The organism is Streptomyces nigra, assembly GCF_003074055.1.
In the GTDB taxonomy this organism is placed as follows: Bacteria; Actinomycetota; Actinomycetes; order Streptomycetales; family Streptomycetaceae; genus Streptomyces; species Streptomyces nigra.
On record NZ_CP029043.1, the window covers coordinates 3,023,884 to 3,048,522 of the forward strand.

The 24,639-nt window shown below is 73.5% G+C and carries 23 protein-coding genes; 10 read left to right on the forward strand and 13 right to left on the reverse strand.

The features are described 5' to 3' along the window. Positions 1-22: 22 nt before the first annotated feature. The 5 genes from DC008_RS13815 to DC008_RS13835 form a co-directional block, all read right to left on the reverse strand. Entirely contained in the window at positions 23-1,090 is a 1,068-nt protein-coding gene (locus DC008_RS13815; RefSeq protein WP_108707238.1) for a hypothetical protein, read from the reverse strand. Then, positions 1,087-1,893 (reverse strand): COG1470 family protein, encoded by an 807-nt coding sequence (locus DC008_RS13820; RefSeq protein ID WP_108707239.1) that lies wholly within the window; start codon positions 1,891-1,893, stop codon positions 1,087-1,089. Before DC008_RS13820 ends, DC008_RS13815 begins: the two co-directional genes overlap by 4 nt. A gap of 30 nt (positions 1,894-1,923) precedes the next feature. Then, on the reverse strand, positions 1,924-2,634 hold the full coding sequence (locus DC008_RS13825) for a peptidase (protein WP_108707240.1): 711 nt from the start codon (positions 2,632-2,634) through the stop codon (positions 1,924-1,926). Positions 2,635-2,896: 262 nt separating this feature from the next. Next, entirely contained in the window at positions 2,897-3,490 is a 594-nt protein-coding gene (locus tag DC008_RS13830; RefSeq protein ID WP_108707241.1) for an ATP-binding protein, read from the reverse strand. A 232-nt stretch (positions 3,491-3,722) separates the two neighbouring features. Beyond that, positions 3,723-4,109, reverse strand: coding sequence for an STAS domain-containing protein (locus tag DC008_RS13835; RefSeq protein WP_055624236.1), 387 nt, complete (start codon positions 4,107-4,109; stop codon positions 3,723-3,725). Between the two features lie 239 nt (positions 4,110-4,348). On the opposite strand from DC008_RS13835, the gene DC008_RS13840 reads away from it, so the two are divergent. Continuing rightward, entirely contained in the window at positions 4,349-5,311 is a 963-nt protein-coding gene (locus tag DC008_RS13840; protein WP_164492308.1) for an RNA polymerase sigma factor SigF, read from the forward strand. Between the two features lie 233 nt (positions 5,312-5,544). Continuing rightward, a complete protein-coding gene (locus DC008_RS13845; protein ID WP_108707242.1) occupies positions 5,545-7,128 on the forward strand; it encodes a ricin-type beta-trefoil lectin domain protein in 1,584 nt (527 codons plus the stop codon). On the opposite strand, the gene hutI is transcribed toward DC008_RS13845, so the two are convergent. Genes hutI through hutU form a run of 4 tightly spaced genes read right to left on the reverse strand, consistent with a single transcriptional unit; the run spans position 7,129 to position 12,615 of the window. Next, a complete protein-coding gene (gene hutI / locus DC008_RS13850; protein ID WP_108707243.1) occupies positions 7,129-8,400 on the reverse strand; it encodes an imidazolonepropionase in 1,272 nt (423 codons plus the stop codon). It lies immediately after the preceding gene. After that, the gene (locus tag DC008_RS13855) at positions 8,397-9,734 is read right to left on the reverse strand and encodes a formimidoylglutamate deiminase (protein ID WP_108707244.1); all 1,338 of its coding nucleotides are present in this window, start codon (positions 9,732-9,734) and stop codon (positions 8,397-8,399) included. The genes hutI and DC008_RS13855 overlap by 4 nt, the downstream gene beginning before the upstream one ends. Next, positions 9,731-10,954 (reverse strand): allantoate amidohydrolase, encoded by a 1,224-nt coding sequence (locus DC008_RS13860; RefSeq protein ID WP_108707245.1) that lies wholly within the window; start codon positions 10,952-10,954, stop codon positions 9,731-9,733. Before DC008_RS13860 ends, DC008_RS13855 begins: the two co-directional genes overlap by 4 nt. Further along, positions 10,951-12,615: a urocanate hydratase gene (gene hutU, locus DC008_RS13865; RefSeq protein ID WP_108707246.1), complete on the reverse strand. Its 1,665-nt coding sequence runs from the start codon at positions 12,613-12,615 to the stop codon at positions 10,951-10,953. The genes DC008_RS13860 and hutU overlap by 4 nt, the downstream gene beginning before the upstream one ends. Before the next feature lie 58 nt (positions 12,616-12,673). On the opposite strand from hutU, the gene DC008_RS13870 reads away from it, so the two are divergent. From DC008_RS13870 to DC008_RS13890, 5 genes are all read left to right on the forward strand, one after another. Next, positions 12,674-14,185, forward strand: coding sequence for a type III PLP-dependent enzyme domain-containing protein (locus tag DC008_RS13870; protein WP_108707247.1), 1,512 nt, complete (start codon positions 12,674-12,676; stop codon positions 14,183-14,185). Between the two features lie 180 nt (positions 14,186-14,365). Then, positions 14,366-14,758 (forward strand): hypothetical protein, encoded by a 393-nt coding sequence (locus DC008_RS13875; RefSeq protein WP_055624228.1) that lies wholly within the window; start codon positions 14,366-14,368, stop codon positions 14,756-14,758. Then, a complete protein-coding gene (locus DC008_RS13880; protein ID WP_108707248.1) occupies positions 14,755-15,546 on the forward strand; it encodes a hypothetical protein in 792 nt (263 codons plus the stop codon). Before DC008_RS13875 ends, DC008_RS13880 begins: the two co-directional genes overlap by 4 nt. An 82-nt stretch (positions 15,547-15,628) precedes the next feature. After that, on the forward strand, positions 15,629-16,126 hold the full coding sequence (locus DC008_RS13885; protein ID WP_108707249.1) for a roadblock/LC7 domain-containing protein: 498 nt from the start codon (positions 15,629-15,631) through the stop codon (positions 16,124-16,126). A gap of 14 nt (positions 16,127-16,140) precedes the next feature. Next, positions 16,141-16,515, forward strand: a complete 375-nt coding sequence (locus tag DC008_RS13890; RefSeq protein WP_108707250.1) for a roadblock/LC7 domain-containing protein — start codon at positions 16,141-16,143, stop codon at positions 16,513-16,515. A 19-nt stretch (positions 16,516-16,534) separates the two neighbouring features. Here DC008_RS13890 and DC008_RS13895 read toward each other — a convergent pair whose 3' ends face one another. The 3 genes from DC008_RS13895 to DC008_RS13905 form a co-directional block, all read right to left on the reverse strand. After that, the gene (locus DC008_RS13895) at positions 16,535-17,122 is read right to left on the reverse strand and encodes a hypothetical protein (protein ID WP_108707251.1); all 588 of its coding nucleotides are present in this window, start codon (positions 17,120-17,122) and stop codon (positions 16,535-16,537) included. A 119-nt stretch (positions 17,123-17,241) separates the two neighbouring features. Then, positions 17,242-18,102, reverse strand: coding sequence for a MurR/RpiR family transcriptional regulator (locus DC008_RS13900; RefSeq protein ID WP_108707252.1), 861 nt, complete (start codon positions 18,100-18,102; stop codon positions 17,242-17,244). Further along, positions 18,099-19,616: an aromatic amino acid ammonia-lyase gene (locus DC008_RS13905; protein ID WP_108707253.1), complete on the reverse strand. Its 1,518-nt coding sequence runs from the start codon at positions 19,614-19,616 to the stop codon at positions 18,099-18,101. Before DC008_RS13905 ends, DC008_RS13900 begins: the two co-directional genes overlap by 4 nt. Before the next feature lie 169 nt (positions 19,617-19,785). Between DC008_RS13905 and DC008_RS13910 the strand changes: the two genes are divergently transcribed. Beyond that, the gene (locus tag DC008_RS13910) at positions 19,786-20,217 is read left to right on the forward strand and encodes a hypothetical protein (protein WP_164492447.1); all 432 of its coding nucleotides are present in this window, start codon (positions 19,786-19,788) and stop codon (positions 20,215-20,217) included. 324 nt (positions 20,218-20,541) lie between these two features. Here DC008_RS13910 and DC008_RS13915 read toward each other — a convergent pair whose 3' ends face one another. Then, on the reverse strand, positions 20,542-21,930 hold the full coding sequence (locus DC008_RS13915; RefSeq protein ID WP_108707255.1) for a cystathionine beta-synthase: 1,389 nt from the start codon (positions 21,928-21,930) through the stop codon (positions 20,542-20,544). Positions 21,931-22,089: 159 nt separating this feature from the next. On the opposite strand from DC008_RS13915, the gene DC008_RS13920 reads away from it, so the two are divergent. Then, positions 22,090-23,130, forward strand: a complete 1,041-nt coding sequence (locus tag DC008_RS13920; RefSeq protein WP_108707256.1) for an SGNH/GDSL hydrolase family protein — start codon at positions 22,090-22,092, stop codon at positions 23,128-23,130. A gap of 209 nt (positions 23,131-23,339) precedes the next feature. Beyond that, positions 23,340-24,560: an acetyl-CoA C-acetyltransferase gene (locus DC008_RS13925; RefSeq protein WP_108707257.1), complete on the forward strand. Its 1,221-nt coding sequence runs from the start codon at positions 23,340-23,342 to the stop codon at positions 24,558-24,560. The last annotated feature ends 79 nt before the right edge of the window (positions 24,561-24,639 follow it).

Here is a 24,639-nt window from a genome sequence, read left to right on the forward strand (position 1 = left end):
GGTGTGACTCTCCTCGGCTTGCTCACGGGGGTCCCTTCCTGGTGGGAGTCGCAGGACTCGTCGGGCTGTCGTCGCGCGGTGCGGAGAGCCGCCGGCCGGCCGTGCCCGGATCGCGGTCCGGGGTGAACCACGGCAGGGCCGAGGACGGATGCGAGGAGTGCCGCGCCTGTGCGCGCGGCCGGAACACTGGCAGGTGGAGGGCGAGTTGGGGCCGGCGGGTGGTCCGCCGCGGCCGGACCCGGTCCACGACGGCCATCCCGGCCCGGAACAGCGCGGCCGGTACGACGATCGCGGTGAGGATCCAGAAGAGGGTCACGCCCCAGGGGCGGCCCACGTCCCAGGGATGTTCGGCCAGCACCCGGCCGCCGTACTTCAGGGAGACGGTGTAGGCGCCGTGCGCCCCGGCGGCGAGTTCCACGGGCAGTTCGATCCGGGCCTTGGCGCCGGGCCGGATCGTGCCGCGCCACCGCTGCTCCTCCCACTGCGGGGCGAACACCCCGTGGGAGGTGCCCACTTGGAAGACCGGGTCGCGCACGGGCGTGGTGCCCACGTTGCCGACGGTGAAGACCAGCGTGCGCTGCGCCGGGGCGCCGAACCAGGTCAGCAGCCCGTCCGAGCCGTCGAGACGGGTGTCGGTGAGCACGGACAGACGCCCGCCGAGCGGTTCGGCGGGCAGCGGTTCCACGGCGTGCCCGGCGACCTGGAAGACGGCGTCGGCCTCGGCCTTCGGCCCGGTCGCCGTGGCCACGTGCACCACACAGGGGCACGGCACCGGTGGCTCGGCCACCGGCAGTTTGCGCCGGAAGCGCCCCTCGGCGTCCGTCGTGACGGCCCTGCCGTCGGCGTTGGCACAGGAGTTGGTGCCGCCCCGCACCCCGGTCGACGGCACGGCCTGCCCGCACACGAGGAGCATCAACAGGGTGCGCGGCCGCCACCCGCTGCCGGTGACGGTGACGGATCCACCGGTGCCGGCCTGCGACGCGGAGAGCCGCACGGTGGGCGGGTCGGCCGCCGAAACCGCCCCCACCATCGGCCCGAGCAGCAGCGCGAGCACCACCACGACCGAGGCCCACCGCCCTGTGCCGCTCATCCCCTCACTCCCCTCAGCCTCGCCCACCCGCGCCCCCGCAGACGTACGACCCCCAGAGCGAGCCCCGCCGTCAGCGCCCCCGCCACCCCCGTCACCGCGCCCCACGGCACGAACCGGGCGGACGCGCTCGCCGTGTCGGCCGTCCCGTCCTCCGCCGTCACCGTCAGCCGCACGTCGACCGCGTCGAGAGCAGGGCGGTCGGGCCACGGCTCGGTGAGGCGGGTGCGGCTCGCCGGGGGCAACGTGGTGTCGACGGGGCGTGCGGGGCGGTCGAGGAGGGGGCCGAAGACGCCGTCGGCGTGGATCGCCAGGCGGGGCGCGAGGGGGACGGTTCCCCGGTTGACCAGGTCGTACGTGATGCCGTCGCGGTCCACCGTCACGCGCTCGACGGTCAGCGCGGTCAGTTCCGGGCCCGTGGTACGCAGCCGGAGCGGGACGGTCCGGGTACGGCCGTCCGGGTCGCGGGCGACGACCGCGCCGGAGCGGACACCGGGAGCGGCGGAGGCCGGGACCGTGACGGTGAACGGGACGTCGGCGCGAGTGCGGGCCGGGATGCGTACCGTCCGCCCGGCGAACGCGAGCGGGACACCGTCGCCGGCCAGCCGGACGGTGAGCGGCCGGCCGCCCCGGTTGGTCACCGACACCGTGTCCTCCAGGACCGTGCCGGGCGCGCCCTCGGCGTAGAAGGAGGGCCGTCCGCCGCCGGAGGGCGCGACCGACCAGGACGTGTCGGCGGCGGCCGGCGGGGTGGCCGCCGTCAGCGCGAGCAGGGACAGGCACAGGACGCGGACGGCTGACGGCATCGGGGGCTCCGGGCCTCTCGGGCGAGCCGGTCAGCGGCCGGCGGGCCGGTGCCGCCGCGTCAGCCACAGGGCGCCCGCCGCGCCCGTCAGCAGGACGGTGGCGCCGAGCGTGCCGAGGGCGATCGCCGAGTCCTCCGGGCCGGTGCGCGGCAGCCCGGCCGCGCTGTCGCCGCCGGACGAGGAGCCGCCGGACGAGGTGCCCCCGGAGGTGGCGCCCGCTCCCCCGCCGCCCGCCGCCTTCACGTCGAGCGTGAGCGAGGGCCCGGGGTTGTTGGTGGGCGTGCAGGTGGTGGTCGTGCCGAGCGCCTTGATGGTGAGCACGCCCGCGGTGAACGTGACCTTGCCGCTCTTGCCGGGCGTGTAGGTGCCCGTCAGGTCGTTGATCTTGATGGGGGTGTTGGCCGGGATGGCCTCCTGGTTGGCCGGGCCGGTCACCTTCAGGGTGCCGCTGTCCGCGCCGCCCACCTTGATGGTCGCGCTCGGGCTCATCGCGCCCTTGCCGAGCTCCACCGGGCTGGAGGAGACGCCCTTCTGCCACGACATGGTGATCCGGTAACCGGAGCCGCTGCGGACACCCTTGATGTCGATGGGTGAGACGGCGCTCTTGTCGCCGATCGGCGTCTTGCAGGCGTAGTCGACGTCGACGACCTCGGCCCGGGCCGCGGGGGCGGCCAGCAGCACCGCCGAGCCGGCCAGGGCCGCGGCCGTCGCGAGCGCGGCGGTTCGCTTCTGCTTCGACACGGTCCCCTCATTCCTGACGGCGTATCAGATCGGCCGTCAAGGTACGCCCGGGGCCGTGAGGAAGGAAGACACGGCGCACACCGGAGTTGTGGCGATCCTGGGTGCGCCGGATGAAGGGGGTGACCCCGGGTAACGCGGGGTCGAAGAAGGGGGGTGTTTTTCGGGAGAGGGAAGCCGGGGGGTCCGGTCGGAGAATGGAGGCGAGGGCGGAGGCCGGCCGCCGTCCGCGGGAGGAACCGATTCTTCCCGCGGCCTCACAGGGCTAGGCGGGTGCGCCCAGCTCCGCCCACACGGTCTTGCCGACCTGCCCCGGCGTGCGCTGCACGCCCCAGTCCAGGCACAGCCGCTGCACGATGAACATGCCGTGTCCGCCGGGGCGGCCCGCGCGGTGCGGGGTGCGCGGGGCGGGCTGGCCGGTGCCCTTGTCGGCCACCTCGACGCGGATGACCTTGTTGTCCCAGGCGATCAGCAGCCGGTCGGGGCCCTCGGCGTGCAGGCAGGCGTTGGTGACGAGCTCGGAGACGACCAGCAGGACGTCCTCGGCGGCCGCCCGCTTGTCGGCGGAGGCGGCGGGCAGCCAGCCCCAGGCGTACAGCGCCTGACGGGCGAAGTCACGGGCGAGCGGGACGACGCCGCTCTGGTCCGCGAAGTCCAGGGTGCGGACCTGACGCCCACCGGACGGCTGTGCGGGCTCCACGGGCGCCAGGGGCGGCGCGGAGCCCCCCGTGGACGCCTCCGCGGCCGCCGAGCCCCCCGAGGAGCCCTCCGGCGCCGGAGCGGCGGCCCCGGACACCCCGGAAGCGCCGCTGGGCTCTGGGCCGCGGTCGCCCGGCGAGAAAGGCCGGGTGGTGCTCATCAGCGCTTCACCTCACCGATTCACCAGTTCAACGTTCACTCTTCTTGGTCTGCACGCAGAGTCAGTACACCAGTACACGATCCTCGCCCGGGGCGCCCGGTCACCGCTCCAGCGCAGGTGGCCGACGTCACAGCCGACTGTTCCAGGATGTCTCCTGCCCGACCCGGGCGGGGGAACACCCCTTCTCTTCGGCCGAATGATGTGACGTCCGTTGCGCCGGCGACATACGGGGTCAGCCGGAGCCGGCGGACCCGTCCGCGAGGGCGTCCTCGAGGGTGTCGTGGACCGTGAAGACCGCCTCGGCACCTGTGATCTCGAACACGCGCGCGACAACGGGCTGCATCCCGGCCAGGTGCACGCCACCGCCGGCGGCCTCCGCCTTCAGGCGCGCCCCGAGCAGGACGTTCAGACCCGTGGAGTCGCAGAACTCCAACCGGGAGCAGTCGACCACCAGCCGGCTGAAGCCCTTCGTGAGGCACTCCTCGAGTGGCTCACGCAACAAATCGGCTGTGTGGTGGTCCAACTCACCCACCGGGGTCACGACGGCACTGGAGCCCTCTTCGCGAACCTCCACCAGAAGTCGGCCAGACTGTGCGCTGCCGACCGTCCCGCGGTCCATGCCGTCTCTCACTCCCGACGTCGTGGCTGCTGACTGACGCTGTCGAACACTACGCCTTCCCTACGCCCTCCAACACCCGAACATCCACCCACAAACGGACATTTCAGAACAGAGCGCACTTGCGGTGGGCTCCGGAAAGCCGATAGGGCTAGTAGAGACACGCAACCGACTCGGCCGGCTTTGGAGGCGCCGCACACCGCAGTGCACGCAAAGGCTTCGGCAGCCATATGCCGAGAACGATGGAGGACATCATGTCACCCCGGCTCGACGCATCGCATACCCATGTCGCGACGTCGGCACCCCGACCGGAACATCTGGATCCCATCGAGCGCGGCGACGTACCCGCCGAACTGGCCCTCGGCCAGGACCTCGCTCACGACTTCGCCCCGGACGACGTACTCGCCGACCTCCCGGACATCCCCCCGTACGCCGAGGTGGGACCCGTGGACGCGCGGGCGTTGTCGAAGACCCTCTTCGAGCGGCTGGAGTCGCTGGAGGAAGGGACCCACGACCACGCGTACGTCCGCAACACGCTGGTCGAACTGAACCTCGCCCTGGTCAAGTTCGCCGCCTCCCGCTTCCGCTCGCGCAGCGAGCCGATGGAGGACATCATCCAGGTCGGCACGATCGGCCTGATCAAGGCGATCGACCGCTTCGAGCTCAGCCGCGGCGTGGAGTTCCCCACGTTCGCGATGCCGACCATCATCGGCGAGATCAAGCGTTTCTTCCGGGACACCTCGTGGTCCGTGCGCGTCCCGCGCCGACTGCAGGAGCTCCGGCTCGACCTGGCCAAGGCCGGCGACGAACTCGCCCAGAAGCTCGACCGCGCCCCCACGGTGGCCGAGCTCGCCGAGCGTCTCGGTCTCAGCCGTGACGAGGTCGTCGAGGGCATGGCCGCGTCGAACGCCTACACCGCCTCCTCGCTGGACGCCCAGCCCGAGGAGGACGACGCCGAGGGCGCGCTGGCCGACCGGATCGGCTACGAGGACAACGGCATCGAGGGCATCGAGTACGTCGCCTCCTTGAAGCCCCTCATCGCCGAACTCCCGCCGCGCGACCGGAAGATCCTCTCCCTGCGCTTCGTCGCCGGGATGACGCAGTCCGAGATCGGCGAAGAGCTCGGCATCTCCCAGATGCATGTCTCCCGTCTGCTGTCGCGCACGCTGGTGCGGCTCAGAAAGGGTCTGACGATCGAGGAGTGACGGTCCGTCGGAGGCCGTCCTCGCGCCTCGGACGAAACCGGGACTGTGCCCGGTGCCCCGCCGAAACCAGTCGGCCGGGCACCGGGCACAGTGCTGTGCGGGTCTCGTGGGGACCGTCGGGGGTTACCGTCAGAAACCCTTTCCCCGATGCTTCCGTTCCTCCACTATGAGCCGTCAAACCCGCCGGTAGCCCCTTCACCGCGCGGGTCGTACGGCTGCGAGGAGGCGGCGCGATGGCTGGGGACGACGGCACAGGCCCCGACCGTGAGGACCCCGGTCACCGGATCCACGCGGACGTCTCCGACGCCCGGCTGGCCGAACTCCTGCGCGGCCACACGACGACGGCGTACCCCGCCCTCCAGGAGCTGCGCGCCCGCCACCACGCGCACGTCCTCAGGTACGCGCGGCTGTGCGCCCCCGACGACGCCCTGGCACGTCAACTGGCCGCCGAGGCGGTCACGTCGGCGGCCCGGCGGACCGCGCGCGGCCTCGACCCGGGCCTGCCCTGGCGGCACCACCTCCTGCTCCTCGCCGCCAGAACGGCGGGGACCTGGGCGACGGACGAACGGGCGGCGGGCCTCGACCCCGCCCTGCTGCTCCTGCTGCGCTCGACCGGCCCCGACGGTCCGACGCCGTCCATGCTGACCGCCTTCTCGTCGCTGCCCGACCGCACCCAGGGCCTGATCTGGTACGGGATCGTGGAGGAGGAGCCGCCCGCGCGCACGGCGGCCCTGCTCGGCCTCACGCGCGAGGACGTCACGTACGGCACCGGGCCCGCTCTCCAGCAGCTGGCCCGCGCCTGTCTGCGCACCCGTCTCGCCGCGTCCGACGACCCCGACTGCCCCGACTTCGGCCGTCTCATCGAGGAGTCCGTACGCCCGGACAACCCGCGCGACAGCGCCGATCTGCGGGCGCACAGGGCTCGTTGCCCGCACTGCGCCGCCGCGCACGCCGAGCTGTCGGCGCTGCGGGACACCCCGCGCGCGGCCCTCGCGGAAGGGCTGCTGCCGTGGGGCGGTGCGGCGTACACCGGTGGCGCGGCGGAAGGGCGGACGGCGTCCGTCCGGGCCCAGCGGGCACGGCCGGGACGCGCGCGGGAGTCACGCCCGGACCGGCGTCAGGTGGTCCTCGTGTCGGCGGCGCTCGGGGTGGCCGTGCTGCCGCTGGTGCTGTTCCTGGTGGCCCAGGCGGGGTCGGACGCGGGGGACCCGGCCGGCGCGGCGGCGAGCGTTCCTCCGGTGGCGGTGACGAGTGCGGTGAACGAGCCGACCATCTCCTCCACGTCGTCCCCTCCGCCGTCGAGATCGGCCTCTCCGTCTCCGTCTCCGTCGCCGTCCCCATCGCGGAAGTCCCCGTCGCCCTCGAAGAGTTCGGCACCCACGAAGTCGCCGACGGCCGAGGCGGGCCCGCCGTCCTCGTCGTTCGCGCAGGTCGTGAACACCGGTTCGGGGCTGTGCCTGGATGTGGGCGGCGCCTTCTTCGACGGGACCGACGTGATCACGGCCCGCTGCTCCGGGTCGCGCACCCAGCGCTGGCGCGTCGACAGGGACCGCGGGGTGCTCCAGTCCGCCGCCGACCCAGATTTCTGCCTGGACAGCCGGGGCGACACGGACCGGGGCGTCGGGATCTGGGACTGCGACTCGGTCGACGGCCGCAACGGGCGGAACCTGAGGTTCGTGGTGGACGGCGACGGGCTGATCCGCCCCGTCATCGCCCTCGGGACGGCCCTCACCCCGGACGGCGGCGTGGGCGACGGGCTGTCGCTGGAACCCGTGGGCGGCGGCTCCGGCCAGCGGTGGCGGGCCGGAGCGGCCTGATCAGGCCACGCGGACGCCGCGCCGCCACACCTCGCTCACCAGGGGCACGCCGGGCCGGTAGGCCAGGTGCACGTGGCTCGGGGCGTCGAGCAGCAGCAGGTCGGCGCGGGCGCCCGGGGTGAGCCGGCCGACGTCGTCCCGGCGCAGGGCCGCCGCGCCGCCCGCGGTGGCCGACCAGACCGCCTCGTCGGGGGTCATCCCCATGTCCCGCACGGCGAGCGCCACGCAGAACGGCACCGACGAGGTGTACGACGAGCCCGGGTTGCAGTCGGTGGACAGGGCCACGGTGACCCCCGCGTCCAGCAGCCGGCGGGCGTCCGGCCACTCGGCCCGGGTGGAGAACTCGGCGCCGGGCAGCAGGGTCGCGACGGTACGGCTGTGGGCGAGCGCGTCGACGTCGGCGTCCGTGAGGTGGGTGCAGTGGTCGGCGCTGGCCGCGTCCAGCTCCACGGCCAGCTGGACGCCGGGGCCGTACGAGAGCTGGTTGGCGTGGACGCGCGGGTGCAGGCCCCTGGCCTTGCCGGCGGTGAGGATCGCGCGGGCCTGGTCGCCGTCGAAGGCGCCCTTCTCGCAGAACACGTCGATCCAGCGGGCGTACGGCGCGCAGGCGTCCAGCATCGGGCCGGTGACGAGGTCGACGTAGGCCGCCGGGTCGTCGGCGTGGTCCGGGGAGACGATGTGCGCGCCGAGGTAGGTGACCTCGTCGGTGTGGGCGGCGGCGATGCGCAGGGCGCGGGCCTCGTCCTCGACGGTCAGGCCGTAGCCGGACTTGGTCTCGAAGGTGGTGGTGCCCTGGCGGAGGGCCTCGGCGAGGTGCCGGGTGAGGTTCGCCTCCAGCTCGGTGTCGCTCGCGGCGCGGGTGGCGGCGACGGTGGTGCGGATGCCGCCCGCGCTGTACGGCCGCCCGGACATCCGGGCGTTGAACTCCTCGGTGCGGTCGCCCGCGAAGACGAGGTGCGAGTGGGAGTCGACGAAGCCCGGGACGACCGCCCGGCCACCGGCGTCGACCCGGTTGTCAGTGGCGGGTGCTTTCCTTTGATCACCGGTCCACACGACGCGGTCGCCCTCGATGGCGACCGCCGCGTCGTGGACCAGTCCGAGGGGGGAACTGTCACCTAGGGAGGGGTCGTTGGTGACCAGGGCGGCGATGTTGGTGATGAGCGTGCTGGCGGTGCTCGCCGAGTGGGCGGGGCTGACGGTCGTCGCGTTGCTCATGGCGTCCTCGGTTGCCTTCTCTGCGGTGGGGTGGGGGGCGGAGCGGCCCGGGGTCATCCGCGCAGGGCTCCGACGGCGTCCGCGAGGGCCCGCGGCACATCCGGTACGAGGGTGTGGGCCCCGTCCCGCACGACGTGCCGGCCGGCCACGACCGTATGCGACACGTCCGCTGCCGACGCGGCGAATACGGCCGTCTCGGCCCCGAACCGCGGAAGCGGCCCTGCCGTCCTGACGGAGTCCATCGCGATCGTCGTGAAGTCGGCGAGCGCACCGGGCTCCAGGGTGCCCGCGCCGTCCCAGCCGAGGGCGGCGTGGCCGTCGGCGGAGGCCGCCCGCAGCAGGGCCGCCGCCGTCCAGTGGCCCCGGGTACGGGTCCGCAGCCGCTCGTTCAGCTCCATCGCGCGGGCCTCTTCGAGCAGGTCGATGACGGCGTGGCTGTCGGAGCCGAGACACAGCGGCGAGCCCTCGTTCTGGAGGGCGGTGGCCGGTCCGATGCCGTCGGCGAGGTCCCGTTCGGTGGTGGGGCACATGCAGGTGCCGGTGCCGCTGCCGCCGATGAGGGAGATGTCCTCGGGCGTGAGGTGCGTGTTGTGCACACCGGTGGTACGCGGGCCGAGGACCCCGTGCAGGGCGAGCAGCTGGGTGGGGGTGCAGCCGTGGGCCTCGCGGCAGGCGTCGTTCTCGGCGGTCTGCTCGGACAGATGCACATGGAGCGGCGCGCGCCGCTCCTCGGCCCAGAGGGCGACGGTCGACAGCTGCCCGGCGGGTACTGCCCGCACGGAGTGGACGGCCGCGCCGATCCGCGCGTGATCGTGTTCCTTGAGAAGTGAACAGCGTTCGGCCCAGGCGTCGGCGTCCCCGTCGGAGAAGCGCAGCTGGTGGGCGGTGGGCGGGCGGCCGAAGCCGGAGGAGAGGTAGGCGGTGTCGAGGAGGGTGATCCGGATGCCGGCCTCGGCGGCGGCCGCGATCAGCGCCTCGCCCATCGCGTTGGGGTCGGCGTAGGGGGTGCCGCCGGGCGCGTGGTGGACGTAGTGGAACTCGCCGACCGCGGTGACGCCGGCGAGCGCCATCTCGGCGTACACCGCGCGGGCCAGCGCGTGATAGGTCTCCGGCGTCAGCCGCTCGGCGACGGAGTACATGACCTCGCGCCAGGTCCAGAAGGTGCCGGAGCCGACCTGGACGGTGCCGCGCAGGGCGCGGTGGAAGGCGTGGCTGTGCGCGTTGGCGAGGCCGGGCAGGGTGAGCCCGCGCAGCACCTCCGCGCCGGGCGGCGGGGCGGGGACCTCGGTACGGACGGCGGCGATGCGCCCGTCGGCCACGTCCAGCGCCACGCCCGGCTCGACGTGCGGGTCGAGCCAGGCGTGCTCCAGCCAGTACGTCTTCGCTGTCACCTGCGGGCCAGCCCTTCCAGTACGTCGGCGAGTGCGAGCACCCCGGCCACGCAGTCGTCCTCGGCGGCGAACTCCGCAGGGGAGTGCGAGACGCCCGTGGGGTTGCGTACGAACAGCATGGCGGTCGGGATGCGCCCGGAGAGGATTCCGGCGTCGTGTCCGGCACCGGTTCCCAGGACGGGCACGGTGATGCCGGTGCCGGTGTCCTTGCCGAGGATGCGGGCCAGTTCGTCGCGCAGTGAGTGGTCGAACTCGACGACGGGCGTGAAGGACTCGCGGACCACGTCGAGTGCGACGCCGTGCGCGTCGGCGTGGGCGCGGGCCGCCTTCTCGATGCCGCCGACGACGGTGTCGAGGCATGCCTGGTCCTCGGCGCGGGAGTCGAGCCAGCCGCGCACCAGGGAAGGGATGGCGTTGACGCCGTTGGGCTCGACGGCGATCTTGCCGAAGGTGGCGACCGCGCCGGCGCGCTCTGCCTCGCGGCGGGCGGCGAGCACGGTCTCGGCGTAGGGCTGCATGGGGTCGCGCCGGTCGGTGAGCCGGGTGGTCCCGGCGTGGTTGGCCTCGCCCCGGAAGTCGAACCGCCACCGGCCGTGCGGCCAGATGGCGCCGGCGATGCCGACCGGGTCGCCGGTCAGGTCCAGGGCGCGGCCCTGCTCGACGTGCAGCTCCACGAACGCGCCGATGCGGGAGAGCCGTTCGGGGTCGGCGCCGAGGGCGTCGGGGTCGTATCCGGCGGCCTCCATGGCGCGGGGCAGGCTGGTGCCGTCGGTGTCGGTCAGGCGGTGCGCCTCCTCGGTGGTGAGCGCTCCGGCGGTGAGGCGGGAGCCGACGCAGGCGAGCCCGAAGCGGGCGCCCTCCTCGTCGCCGAAGTTGACGACGGCGAGAGGCTTGGCGAGGTCCGTGCCGCGGGCACGCAGCTCGTCGAGAGCGGCGAAGGAGGACACCACGCCGAGCGGGCCGTCGAAGGCGCCCCCGTCCGGCACGGAGTCCAGATGCGACCCGGTGACGACGGCGTCCCCGGCGGCGGGGTCGCCGAGCCACGCCCACTGGTTCCCGTTCCGGTCCACCTCGTAGGCGAGACCCCGAGTACGAGCCTGCTCCTCGAACCAGGCCCGGCACTCGAGGTCGGCCCCGGTCCAGGCGTAGCGCCGGTAGCCGCCGGAGGCGGCGCTGCGGCCGATCGGCAGCAGCTCCGCCCACATGCTGTGGAAGGTCACGCGTCGTCACCCTCACGCATCGGCACCCGCACACCCTTGGCGTCCGCCACCGACTCGGCGATGTCGTAGCCGGCGTCCACGTGCCGGATGACACCCATGCCGGGGTCGTTCGTCAGCACCCGCCGGATCTTCTCGCCGCCCAGCTTCGTACCGTCCGCCACGGTCACCTGCCCCGCGTGGATGGAGCGGCCCATGCCGACGCCGCCGCCGTGGTGGAGGGAGACCCAGGAGGCGCCCGAGGCCACGTTCACCATGGCGTTCAGCAGCGGCCAGTCGGCGATCGCGTCGGAGCCGTCGAGCATGGCCTCGGTCTCGCGGTACGGGGAGGCGACGGAGCCGCAGTCGAGGTGGTCGCGCCCGATGGCGAGCGGCGCCGCCAGCTCACCGGAGGCCACCATGTCGTTGAAGCGCTCGCCGGCCTTGTCGCGTTCGCCGTAGCCGAGCCAGCAGATCCGGGCGGGCAGGCCCTGGAAGTGGACGCGCTCGCCGGCCATCTTGATCCAGCGGGCGAGGGACTCGTTCTCCGGGAAGAGGTCGAGGATCGCCTTGTCGGTCTTGGCGATGTCGGCCGGGTCGCCGGAGAGGGCGGCCCAGCGGAAGGGGCCCTTGCCCTCGCAGAAGAGGGGGCGGATGTAGGCGGGGACGAAGCCGGGGAAGGCGAACGCCCGGTCGTACCCGGCGAGCTGGGCCTCGCCGCGGATGGAGTTGCCGTAGTCGAAGACCTCGGCCCCGGCGTCCATGAAGCCGACCATGGCCTCGACGTGCCGGGCCATCGCCTCGCGGGCCCGGGTGGTGAATCCGGCCGGGTCCTTGGCGGCGGCGTCGGCCATGTCCTCGAAGGCGACGCCGAGCGGCAGGTAGGCGAGCGGGTCGTGGGCGGAGGTCTGGTCGGTGACGATGTCGATGGGCGCGCCCATCGCGAGGAGCTGCGGGACCAGCTCGGCCGCGTTGCCGAGGACGCCGATGGACAGCGGGCGGCGCGCGTCGCGGGCCTCGGTGGCGAGCCGGAGGGCGTGCTCCAGCGAATCGGCGCGCACGTCCAGGTACCGGTGCTCGATACGGCGCTCGATGGCGCGCGGGTCGCAGTCGATGCAGATGGCGACGCCGTCGTTCATGGTGACGGCGAGAGGCTGGGCGCCGCCCATGCCGCCGAGGCCCGCGGTGAGGGTGATCGTGCCGGCGAGGGTGCCGCCGAACTTCTTCGCGGCGACGGCGGCGAAGGTCTCGTAGGTGCCCTGGAGGATGCCCTGGGTGCCGATGTAGATCCAGGAGCCGGCGGTCATCTGGCCGTACATGGTGAGGCCGAGGGCCTCCAGGCGGCGGAACTCCTCCCAGTTGGCCCAGTCGCCGACCAGGTTGGAGTTGGCGATCAGGACGCGCGGCGCCCATTCGTGGGTCTGCATGACGCCGACGGGGCGGCCGGACTGGACGAGCATCGTCTCGTCCTGCTTGAGGGTCCTCAGCGTGCGGACCATGGCGTCGAAGGAGCGCCAGTCGCGGGCGGCCTTGCCGGTGCCGCCGTAGACGACGAGCTTGTCGGGGTGCTCGGCGACCTCGGGGTCGAGGTTGTTCTGGAGCATCCGCAGGGCGGCTTCCTGCTGCCATCCCAGGGCACTCAGTTCCGTACCGCGCGGGGCTCGGACGGTGCGGGGTCCTGACATGGTCTGCCTCCCAGCGGACGACGATGACTGTTGAGGTTGCTATTCACATCCTGGCTTCATGAATAGAGCTAGTCAATACATGCGCGCGCCAGCACGGGCGCGCGGTCGGTGTTTGGCTGGATGCATCGGTACGGACGACGAGAGGACGGAGGACGCGGTGGGCGAGGCAGCGGGGACGGCGGCGGACGACGGGCGGCGGGCGGCACGGCGGGACGAGGCGGTGCGGGCGGCGGTGGAGCGGGGGCTGCTCGGCCCGGACTCCCCCGTCGTCGGCCTGCTGGACGTCACGGGCATACGGGAGTCGGCGGCGGCGCTGCGGGCGGCCTTCGAGGACGTGGTGGCGCCGGGCACGCCCGTGCTGCACGCCTTCGCCGTCAAGGCGAGCCCGCTGGTGCCGGTGCTGCGGCTGCTGCGGGAGGAGGGCATCGGCGCCGAGGTGGCCAGCCCCGGCGAGCTCGCGCTGGCCCGGGCGGCCGGACTGCGCCCGGAGGCGACCGTGCTGGACTCGCCCGCGAAGACGCCGGCCGAGCTGCGCCAGGCGCTCGCCCTGGGCATCGCCGTCAACGCCGACAATCCGCAGGAGCTGGCGCGGCTCGACGCCCTCATGCTCCCCCACGGCCCGGACGGCGTGGGAGGCACCCGCGTGGCCACGAGCCGCTCCCCGCTGGGGCTGCGAGTGAACCCGCAGGTCGGCGGGGGTTCCATCGGGGCGACGTCGACCTCGACACCGACCTCGAAGTTCGGGGTGGCGCTGCGCGATCCGGGGGCGCGCGAGTGGGTCGTCCAGGCGTACCGGGACCGTCCGTGGCTGACCCGGCTGCACACGCACACCGGGTCGCAGGGCGTCCCGCTGTCCCTGATGGCCCGGGGCGTGGCGGAGACGTACGCGCTGGCGGAGGAGATCAACCGGGCGGTGGGACGGCAGCAGATCGACACCCTCGACATCGGCGGCGGGCTGCCGGTGAACTTCGCGTCGGACGCCACGACCCCGACCTACGCGCAGTACGCGCGGCTGCTCGCGGAGTCGGTGCCGGGGCTGTTCGACGGGCGCTACGGCCTGGTCACCGAGTTCGGCCGGTCCCTGCTCGCCAAGCACGGCACGATCGTGGCCCGCGTCGAGTACGCCAAGAGCGCGGGCGGACGGCCGGTCGCGATCACGCACGCGGGCGTGCAGGTCGCCACCCGGACGGTCTACATGCCGGGCAGCTGGCCGCTGCGGATCGCCGCGTACGACGCCAAGGGGCGCCCCAAGGAGGGGCCCGACATCATCCAGGACGTCGCCGGCCCGGCCTGCTTCTCCGGCGACCTGCTGGCCGAGCGGGCCTCGCTGCCACTGCTGGAGCAGGGGGATCTCGCGGCGGCGCTGGACACCGGCGCGTACTACTTCGCGCACCACTACGCCTACAACTCGCTGGCCCGGCCCGGGGTGTACGGCTACGCGGCCGGCGCCGACGGGGAGGTCGCGTTCGCGACCGTGCGGGAGCCGCAGTCCGTCGAGGAGATCGTCGCCGAGTCCGGAGGGGCGCACGCCTCGGCCCTCACCACCCTCACCGAGCCCGGGCGCCTTTGACGCACCCCCGCTGCACGCTGTGAACAGGGGAGGTCAACCCGCCCGCGCATGAGGTCAGTTGACCCACCCTAGCCACTCGGCGCATGTTCCACCGGAAAATGCCCGAACGCTCACTCGCCGCACACACGTTGCGTAGTTTGGCGGTCACTCAGCCGGACCCCAGGCGGGAGGGGAGCGACGGTGCCCGGAATCGACGAGTGCTTGCTGGAGACGATGCGACTGCCAGGTGCCCGGGGCGCGGCGCTCGTGGACTGGACGAGCGGGCTGGCCCTGGGCACGGTGGGCGATCCTCCGGGCGGTGACCACGAGACGGCGGCGGCCGAGGCGGCGGAACTGGCGCGGCTGGCCGCCGAGCAGCAGGCGTTCGGCCCGGAGGACGGCGGCGACGCCGCGGATCCGCCGGTCGAGGACGTGATCCTCAGCAACCGCGACAGCTATCACGTGCTGCGGTTCGTGCCGACGTCGTTCGACAGCAGTGTGTGCCTGTACCTGTGGCTGGCCCGCTCGGACGGCAATCTCGCGCTGGCCCGTATCCGGCTCGGCGAGATGGCCGAACGGCTGGTGCTGGGATGACCGTCGTCGCCGGCACCCCGCCGCCCCGGCTGCCGGTCCGGGACCGGCAGGCCGCCCTCCGGGAGGCCCGGGGGGTGGTCTCCCCGATGCTCACCCGGCTCGCGGACGAGCGCGCCACCGGTGTCCTGCACCGCGAGCACGGCACGCTCCACCTCGTCCAGGGCCGGGTGGTGCACGCGGAGAGCCCGCTCGCCCCCAGCCTCGGCACCCTGCTGACCGCCCACGGCGGTCTCGACGCCACCGCGTGGCGGGACGCCGAGGACAGCGCCGACGAGGCCCATCTGCTGCGGCACGGCCTCACCCCGGGCGTGCTGGAGCTGGCCCAGGTCAGCGCCCTGTACGACGCGGCGTACTTCGCGCTCGCCCCGAGCAGCACGCCCGGCCGCTTCCGGTACGGCGGTGCGCACTGGCTCGCCGCCGTGCACCCGGTGCCGGTGGACGACCTGGAGCGCGAGACGCTGCGCCGCCGGGCGCTGCTGTGCCGGATCTGGCCGGACCCGGCGATCGACGGCGCGCCCCTGGTGCGGGCCGACCCGGTCGCCGCGCCCGCGGTGCCGTCCCGGCAGGCGGCCGTACTGGCCCGGGTCGACGGCGTCCGCAAGGCCGTGGACATCGCGCGGGAGCTGGGCAGGCCCGCCTTCCACACCCTGGTGCATCTGCGGCGGCTGGCCGCGGCGGGCCTCGTCGCCACCCGGACACCGCCCCACCAGGACCATCCGTCCGACGCCGCCGGCGATCCCTATGTCGCGCTGCTGAAGAGGGTCAGGGATGCGCTGGAGGCCCTTTGACCGCAAACCCTTCGAGGACCGCGACACGGCGGACGGGCTGCCCCGCCCGCCCCAGCGGTCCCGTGCCGAGAGGAGAACACTGATGGCGGCCGAGGCCGCTCTACTCGACGAGTTCCGCCGGCTCAGAGCCCGGGTGCCCCAGCTGACCGGGGCCCTGGCGGCCGGCGTCGACGGCCTCGTCCTCGCCCACGACACCCCCGGCGTCGAGCCGGACGGTCTGGCCGCGCTCACCGCGGCGGCGCTCGGCGTCGCCATGCGCGTGACGGACGCGACCGGCCGGGGCGACTTCCGCGAACTGCTCATGCGCGGCACCGACGGCTATGTCGCCACCTACGCCGCCGGACGCACCGCCGTGCTGACGCTGCTCGCCCAGGACGGCGTCAACGTCGGCCGGCTGCATCTGGAGGGCCGCCGCGCCGGCGCCCGCATCGGCGAACTCGTCGACGCCGACGCGGCCCTGCCGAAGCGGAGCCCGGCCAAGAGCTCCGCGAAGGAGCCCGCCAAACCCATGCCCACCCGTACGAGAAGCACGCGCGCCGCGCGCACCGCCGCGAACGCGCGCACCACTACCGAAAGTTGAGAGGACATCACGTCATGGCCAACACCGAGACCGCTCTGAAGGAATGCCTCGCGTCGATCGAGGGGGCGACCGGCGTCGCGCTCGTCGACTACACCAGCGGCATGGCCCTCGGCACCCTCGGCGGCAGCAAGACCTTCGACCTCAACGTCGCCGCCGCGGGCAACACCGACGTCATCAGGGCCAAGATGCGCACCATGGAGCACCTGGGCCTCAAGGGCGGCATCGAGGACATCCTGATCACCCTCAGCGACCAGTACCACCTGATCCGGCTGCTCACCGGGCGCGGCGGCAACGGCCTCTTCATGTACCTGGTCCTCGACGCCAAGCGCGCCAACCTGGCCATGGCCCGGCACCAGCTGAAGAAGATCGAGGAGGAGCTGGAGGTCTAGAGCCTGCCCCAGAGGATCTCTACACCAGCGCCGCGGTGCGGCGGCGGGCCCCGCCCGGGGCCGCGTCGCCCGCGGCGATACCGGTGGTGCGGTAGCCCTTCACGGTCTTGCCGGCCGGGCGGCCCGCGCGGGCGTCCAGCCAGTCGACCCGCACCCACAGCAGGACCCCGGCGGCCAGCTCCCGGCGGCCCACCCAGGCCGCCTTCAGCCACAGCCCCGCCCCGCAGCCCGCCAGCAGCAGCCCGCCGGCGATCGGCACCGCGAACGCGGAGGCCACGGCGGCGGCCGGCGCGAGCAGCAGCAGCCAGCGGTGGCCCCGGCGCCAGGCGCGCACACTCACCGCCCGGTCCTGCAGCACGTCCAGCTTGGCGGCCCGCACGGCCGACCCGACCAGCGCGGCATAGCGGCCGCGACGGGCACAGAAGACGACGGCGAGGGCGACGAGGAACAGCGCCGCCCCGGCGAGCCCGCCGATCCGGCGCCCCGTCAGACCCGGCACCAGCGCCCCGATCCCGGCGGCGCACACCCCGGCCCAGAAAAGGGGCGCGGCCCCGGCCCGTACGACGACGGCGACCCGAGCCAGCCCATGTCCTCCACCGCGCACCACGTTCAGCCTCCCGTCTCCATCGGTGTTCCAGACAGCTGTTCCAGACATCTGTTCCAGACAGCTTGGCGGGCAGATTAGCCAGCCAACGTGAGATGAGCCTTAAGAACGCGGGGACCGGTTCACTCGACGAACAGCCCCCGCGCCGCCGCCCGGGTGTCGAACTCCTCCAGACGCGCCTGGGCGTCCGGCAGGTCGTCGCACATGGCCTCCAGCAGGACCCGGCCCAGCAGCATCGGCGCGCACGCCGTGTCGAAGGCGAGACCGGTGCCGACGGCCGCGGGCAGCAGCAGGTCGGAGGCGCGGGCGACGGGCGCGAACGCGGAGTCCGCCACGGTCACCGTGGTCAGCCCGGACTCCTTGGCGTGGACGAGGGTGTCGACGACCTCGCGCGGATGCCGGGGCAGCGCGAAGCAGAGCAGGGCGCTCGCCCCGGCCCGTACGGCGGCGTCGATCCGGTCCTGGAGCATGGTGCCGCCCTCGTCCAGCAGACGGACGTCCGGGTGCACCTTGGCGGCGAAGTAGGAGAAGCCGTACGCCTGGGCGGCCGCGGCACGCAGTCCGAGGACGGGCAGCGGGCGGGAGGCGGCTAGGACGCGCCCGGCGCGCTGCACGGGACGCGGGTCCGCGAGCGCTTCGGCCAGATGCCGCAGATTCTCGATCTCCGCCTCGACTGCCTGCTGGTACTCGTTGTACGCGCCGGTGTCGGGGGCCGGTTCGGCGGGCGCGACCTCGCGCAGATGGCGGCGCAGCGCCGGGTAGCCGTCGAAGCCGAGGGCGACGGCGAAACGGGTCACGGACGGCTGGCTGACCCCGGCCAGTTCGGCCAGCTCCACGCTGGACAGGAACGGCACGTCGGCGGCCCGGCGGACCATGCTGTGCGCGATGCGCCGCTGGGTCGGGGTCAGCCGGTGCCCCTCGAACAGCGTCTGGAGCCGCGCGGCGGGACTGTCCGTCCCCGTCGTGTTCCTGTCGGCGCTCATGCCGCGCTTCCCCTCCAGATCTCGGTGAACCGGTCGAGCAGTGCCGCCGCCTCGGTCACGTCGTCGGTGAGCGGGCGATCGGCCGGGTCGTCGTCGAGCACCGCCTCGGCCAGCGCCAGTGCCCGGCCCGCCGGCAGCGCGGGGTCGGGCCGCAGGTCGCGCTGGCGCAACGCCCGTACGGCGGCGACGAGTTCACAGCCGACGACGAGACGGTACGCGGCGCAGGCGCGCAGTGTCTGCCGGGCGGCGAGCGAGGCGAAGCTGGCCTGCTCCTCCACGCCCCGGGAGAGTACAGCGTGCCCGAGGGAGGCGGGAGCGGAGAACGCGCGCAGATCGCCGAGGGCGGCCCCGGCGGCGTACTCCAGGATCATCACGCCGGACGCGGCGGGCGCGGAATCGGCGAGGAACGGCCGCAGCCGGGTGTAGGCGGGTTCGTTGAGGGTCGAGAGCCGGGACGTCGACAGCCGGGCGACCTGGGTGAGCGCGAGCCGGAAGTGGTCCAGGGCGAGGGCGAGTTGGGCCTGGTAGAAGCCGCCGTGGTGGTAGGCGGCCATGTCCTCGGGGCTGATGAGGGGGTTCTCGGCGGCGGCGTTCATCTCCACGGTCAGCACCTGCTCCAGGGCGTCGGCGGCGTCGTGAGCGGGTCCGTGGATCTGGGGCAGGCAGCGGAAGCCGTACGGGTCCTGAATCCGGCCGAGCGGCGGGGTCGGCCGGTCGTCGGCGCCGATCAGCCGGCGCATCCGGCGGGCGACCTCGACGGTGCCCGGGTGCGGCCGGGCGGCGTGCACGGGGGCCGCGTACGCCTCGTGGGAGCCGTCGACGGCGAGCAGGGAGAGAGCGGCGACGACCTCGGTGGCGCCGATCAGTCCGCGCAGTTCGTGCAGGGCGAGCGCGGCCTGGCCGAGGGTGAGGGCGTTGCTGCTGATGAACGCGAGGGCGTCGTTGTTGTCGAGCGGCTGCGGCGCGGGCGCCCCGGGACCGCGCCAGGGGTGCTCACCGGCGAGTGCGAGCCCGGCCTGCGCCAGGGCGGCGATGTCCCCGGTGCCGACGGAGCCGAACTCGTTGACGACGGGGTGGGCGCCGCTCTCCAGGGCCTCGCACAGGGCGGTGACGACGCTGGGGCGCAGTCCGGCGCCGCCCGCGAGCACCTGGTTGGCCCGTATGGCGAGCATGGCCCGCACCTGCCGGGCGGGCACCTGCTCGCCGATGGCGCCGGCGTGGCTGCGCAGCAGCCGCAGCCCGTGCTCGGCGGCGGCCTCGGTGGGCACGGGTTCGTTGCGGTTGGCGCCGACCCCGGTGGAGCGGCCGTAGACGCGTCCGGTCGCGGCGATGAGGCGGGCGGCGTCCCAGGACACCTCGGCCCGCTTGAGGGCCTCGGGCGCGGGCACCGGGCGCGCGACGGCGTCGGCGAGGCGCACGACGTCCTCGACGCCGAGCCCGGTCCCGTCGAGGACGACCGGCCCGGCGTGCCCGGGAGACGCGACACCCGGCAGGTCCACGAACCGCGACCCCATCGACCAGCACTCCCCTCACGCCGCTATTCAGCTGGAAAGAACTCTGCATGACGCTATGCAGCCGGGCAAGGGAGTCCGGGGCCCGGGCGGGGCTTCCCCCGCCGCGACAGGGGGGTTGTCCCCAGTGCGCCGGGGCCCCGCCGCTGCCTACCGTGGGCGTATGACCGCAATGGACGCGCAGGGCCCCGAGCTCAAGAAGGAACTCGACGCCACGCTGCAGGCCCGCAGGGAGCTGGGTGAGGAGTACGAGTCCGCGCTGGTCGACTCGTTCCTGGAGAAGGTCGACCAGCGCATCGACGGCGCGGTCGAGCGCCGGCTGCGCCGGCATCTGGCCGAGCAGCAGATGGCGGCGGCCCGGGACGCCCGGTCGCCGAGGGCGACGGACACCTGGGGCGAGCGCTTCGGCTTCGGGCTGGTCTCCCTGGTGCTGGCGATCCCGCTGTCCGCCATCGGCGGCGGTGTCGCCCATCTGCCGGGGCTGCTGGTGGCCTGGGCGGGGATCGTCGGCGTGAACGTCGCCCAGGTCGCGCGCACCCACCCGGGGCTGTTCCGGGGCGGACGCGGGAAGTCCGGCAAGGGCGACGACGCCTGGGAGGACTGAGAGGGATTGCGCGGGGACCGCCGCACCCCCGTTGCCGGGGGGCGGGACGACGGCGGTCCCCGCGAGGGACGTCGACCTGGTCAGGGCCTGGCCGCGTCCAGCGTCCTTGGAGGTCCGGGAGCCGCTCCGGAGGTCCTTGGACGTTCGGTGCCGGCTCGGGCGGGGAGCCGCTCCCGCCCGCTTGCCGACACCCATCAATGTGCCGGACGCGTGTTAAGCGTGTGCTGCGTGGACGTGACACCCTCGTACCACTTCGGCGACGGCCAGGGCCGCCGGCGGCCGCATGTTCGCCGCCGGCCGGGCCCGTTCACCGTGGATCCGCCGTCACTTCCCGCCCTTGGCCAGGAAGGCCAGCAGGTCCTGACGGCTGATCACTCCGGTCGGCTTGCCCTCGACGAGCACGATCGCGGCGTCCGCGGCGCCCAGCACCGACATCAGGTCGCCGACCGGCTCGCCGGAGCCGACCTGGGGCAGCGGGGCCGACATGTGCTTCTCCAGCGGGTCCTCCAACGAGGCCCGCTTGGTGAACAGCGCGTCCAGCAGTTCGCGTTCCACCACGGAGCCCACGACCTCGGCCGCCATGACGTCCGGGTGCCCGGCGCCCGGCTTCACGATCGGCATCTGCGAGACGCCGTACTCGCGCAGCACCTCGATGGCCTCGCCGACCGTCTCGTCGGGGTGCATGTGGACGAGGGACGGGATCGCACCGTGCTCCTTGTCGTTGAGGACGTCGGCGACACGGGCGTTGGGGCCCTCGTCCTCCAGGAAGCCGTAGTCGGCCATCCACTCGTCGTTGAAGATCTTCGACAGATAGCCGCGGCCGCTGTCCGGCAGGAGCACCACCACGACGTCGTCCGGGCCGAGCCGCTCGGCGACCCGCAGCGCGCCGACGACCGCCATGCCGCAGGAGCCGCCGACGAGCAGCCCCTCCTCCTTGGCGAGGCGGCGGGTCATCTGGAAGGAGTCCTTGTCGGACACCGGCACGATCTCGTCGGCGACCGTGCGGTCGTAGGCGCTCGGCCAGAAGTCCTCACCGACGCCCTCGACCAGGTACGGCCGCCCGGAGCCGCCGGAGTACACCGAGCCCTCCGGGTCGGCGCCGATGACCTTGACCTTGCCGTCGCTGACGTCCTTCAGATAGCGGCCGGTGCCGGAGATGGTGCCGCCGGTGCCGACGCCCGCCACGAAGTGGGTGATCTTCCCCTCGGTCTGCTCCCACAGCTCGGGGCCGGTCGAGTGGTAGTGCGAGAGCGGGTTGTTGGGGTTGGAGTACTGGTCCGGCTTCCAGGCGCCCGGCGTCTCACGCACCAGCCGGTCGGAGACGTTGTAGTACGAGTCGGGGTGCTCGGGGTCGACCGCGGTGGGGCAGACGACGACCTCGGCGCCGTACGCGCGCAGCACGTTGATCTTGTCGGTGCTCACCTTGTCGGGGCACACGAAGATGCACTTGTACCCCTTCTGCTGGGCCACGATGGCCAGCCCGACGCCGGTGTTGCCGCTGGTGGGCTCGACGATGGTGCCCCCGGGCTTCAGCTCGCCGCTCTGCTCCGCCGCCTCGATCATGCGCAGGGCGATGCGGTCCTTCACGGAGCCGCCCGGGTTGAAGTACTCGACCTTGGCCAGGACGGTGGCCTGAATGCCCTTGGTCACGTGGTTGAGCCTCACCAGCGGGGTGTTGCCGACGAGGCTGATCATCGAGTCGTGGAAATGCACCGTTGTCTCCGGATGCTGCAAAAGATGCGGTCGTAGTGGTTCCGCCAGCCTATGGCCTGCACGAGACCCGTGAAGGTCGTTCACGCCCCGTGGGGATTGGGCCACCGTCCGTGCGGGGCAAGCAGTTGATGTACGGCTACGAGGAGGTGGCGGCGACGCATGACGAGCATGTCCAGGGCAAGGGTGGCCCGACGGATCGCGGCGGGCGCCGCGTACGGCGGGGGCGGCATCGGTCTGGCGGGGGCGGCGACGGTCGGTCTGCTGCTCGCCGAGGTGCGGATGGCCAGGCGCCATGTGGGCAACGGTACGAACAACCACGTCCCGAGCGCCGACGGCCGATTCGGCCACCTGTACGACACCCCGGGTGAGACCGCGCTGCGCCTGACGCTCCTGGGCGACTCGACGGCCGCCGGGCAGGGGGTGCACCGGGCGGGGCAGACCCCGGGGGCTTTGCTGGCGTCGGGGCTGGCGGCGGTGGCGGAGCGCCCGGTGGTGCTGCGCAACGTGGCGCTGCCGGGGGCCTGCTCGGACGATCTGGACCGGCAGGTGGCCCTGGTCCTCGCCGACCCGTCCGCGCCGCCGGACATCTGCGTGATCATGGTCGGCGCCAACGACGTCACGCACCGGATGCCGCCGACGCGTTCGGTCCGGCATCTCTCCGCGGCGGTACGGCGGCTGCGCACGGCCGGCGCGGAGGTGGTCGTGGGCACCTGTCCCGACCTCGGCACGATCGAGCCGGTGCAGCAGCCGCTGCGGTGGCTGGCCCGGCGGGCCTCACGCCAGCTGGCGGCCGCGCAGACCATCGGCGTGGTCGAGCAGGGCGGGCGCACGGTGTCGCTGGGCGATCTGCTGGGGCCCGAGTTCGAGGCGAACCCGCGCGAGCTGTTCGGCCCGGACCACTACCACCCCTCCGCGGAGGGGTACGCCACCGCGGCGATGGCGGTGCTGCCGACGGTGTGTGCGGCGCTCGGCCTGTGGCCGGCCGAGGAGGAGCGCCCGGACGCCACCCGCCGCGAGGGCTTCCTGCCGGTCGCCCGCGCCGCCGCGGAGGCCGCCTCGGAGGCGGGCACGGAGGTCACGGCGGCGATGCCGACCGGCCCGAAGGGGCCCTGGGCACTGCTCAAGCGGCGGCGCAGGCGCAGGCTGGAGACGGCGGAGCCCTCGCCGGCCGGCCCGGCCGGCGTGCACGAGGCTCCATGAGCCGGCGGGGCCCTGAATCAGGCAGCGACCCCATGAACCAAGCAAGCGCTTAGAAAATTGCGGTCAGGGTCACACCCCGACACCCGTGACCCTCCGCGTACGGACGGGTAACTTCCCTCACAGCCCTGCCCGACCCACCGGTACGCGCACCCTCCGCCGACGCCCCCGCAACGAGGCGCCGCGCGCCGCGCCCTTCGACTGGAGCCGTGATGCCCGAAGCCGTCATCGTCTCGACCGCCCGCTCCCCCATCGGCCGCGCCTTCAAGGGCTCCCTGAAGGACCTCCGTCCCGACGACCTCACCGCCACGATCATCCAGGCCGCCCTCGCCAAGGTGCCCGAGCTGGACCCGCGCGACATCGACGACCTGATGCTCGGCTGCGGTCTGCCCGGCGGCGAGCAGGGCAACAACCTCGGCCGGATCGTCGCCGTCCAGATGGGGATGGACCACCTCCCGGGCTGCACGATCACCCGTTACTGTTCCTCGTCGCTGCAGACCTCGCGCATGGCGCTGCACGCCATCAAGGCCGGCGAGGGCGACGTCTTCATCTCGGCCGGTGTCGAGATGGTCTCCCGCTTCACCAAGGGCAACTCCGACTCCCTGCCGGACACGCACAACCCGTTCTTCGCCGAGGCCGAGGCCCGCACCGCCGAGGTCGCCCAGCAGGAGGGCACCACCTGGCACGACCCGCGCGAGGACGGCCTGGTGCCGGACGCCTACATCGCGATGGGCCAGACCGCCGAGAACCTCGCCCGCTGGAAGGGCGTCACCCGCCAGGACATGGACGAGTTCGGCGTCCGCTCGCAGAACCTCGCCGAGGAAGCCATCAAGAACGGCTTCTGGGAGCGCGAGATCACCCCGGTGACCCTCCCCGACGGCACCGTGGTCGGCAAGGACGACGGCCCGCGCGCCGGCGTCACCCTGGAGGGCGTGCAGGGCCTCAAGCCCGTCTTCCGCCCCGACGGCCTCGTCACCGCCGCCAACTGCTGCCCGCTGAACGACGGCGCCGCCGCGCTCGTCATCATGAGCGACACCAAGGCCCGCGAGCTGGGCCTGACCCCGCTCGCCCGCATCGTCTCCACCGGTGTCTCGGGCCTGTCCCCCGAGATCATGGGCCTCGGCCCGGTCGAGGCGTCCCAGCAGGCGCTGCGCCGCGCCGGCCTGACCATCGACGACATCGACCTGGTCGAGATCAACGAGGCGTTCGCCGCGCAGGTGATCCCCTCCTACCGCGACCTGGGCATCCCGCTGGAGAAGCTGAACGTCAACGGCGGCGCCATCGCGGTCGGCCACCCCTTCGGCATGACCGGCGCGCGCATCACCGGCACGCTGATCAACTCCCTGCAGTTCCACGACAAGCAGTTCGGTCTGGAGACGATGTGCGTGGGCGGTGGCCAGGGCATGGCCATGGTCATCGAGCGCCTCAGCTGACCCCGCCGGCGACCGCTGCGTAGTCGCCTCACGACCCACTGTGAGCCGTCGGCCCAGAACCCGGGAAACCCCTTGGTTC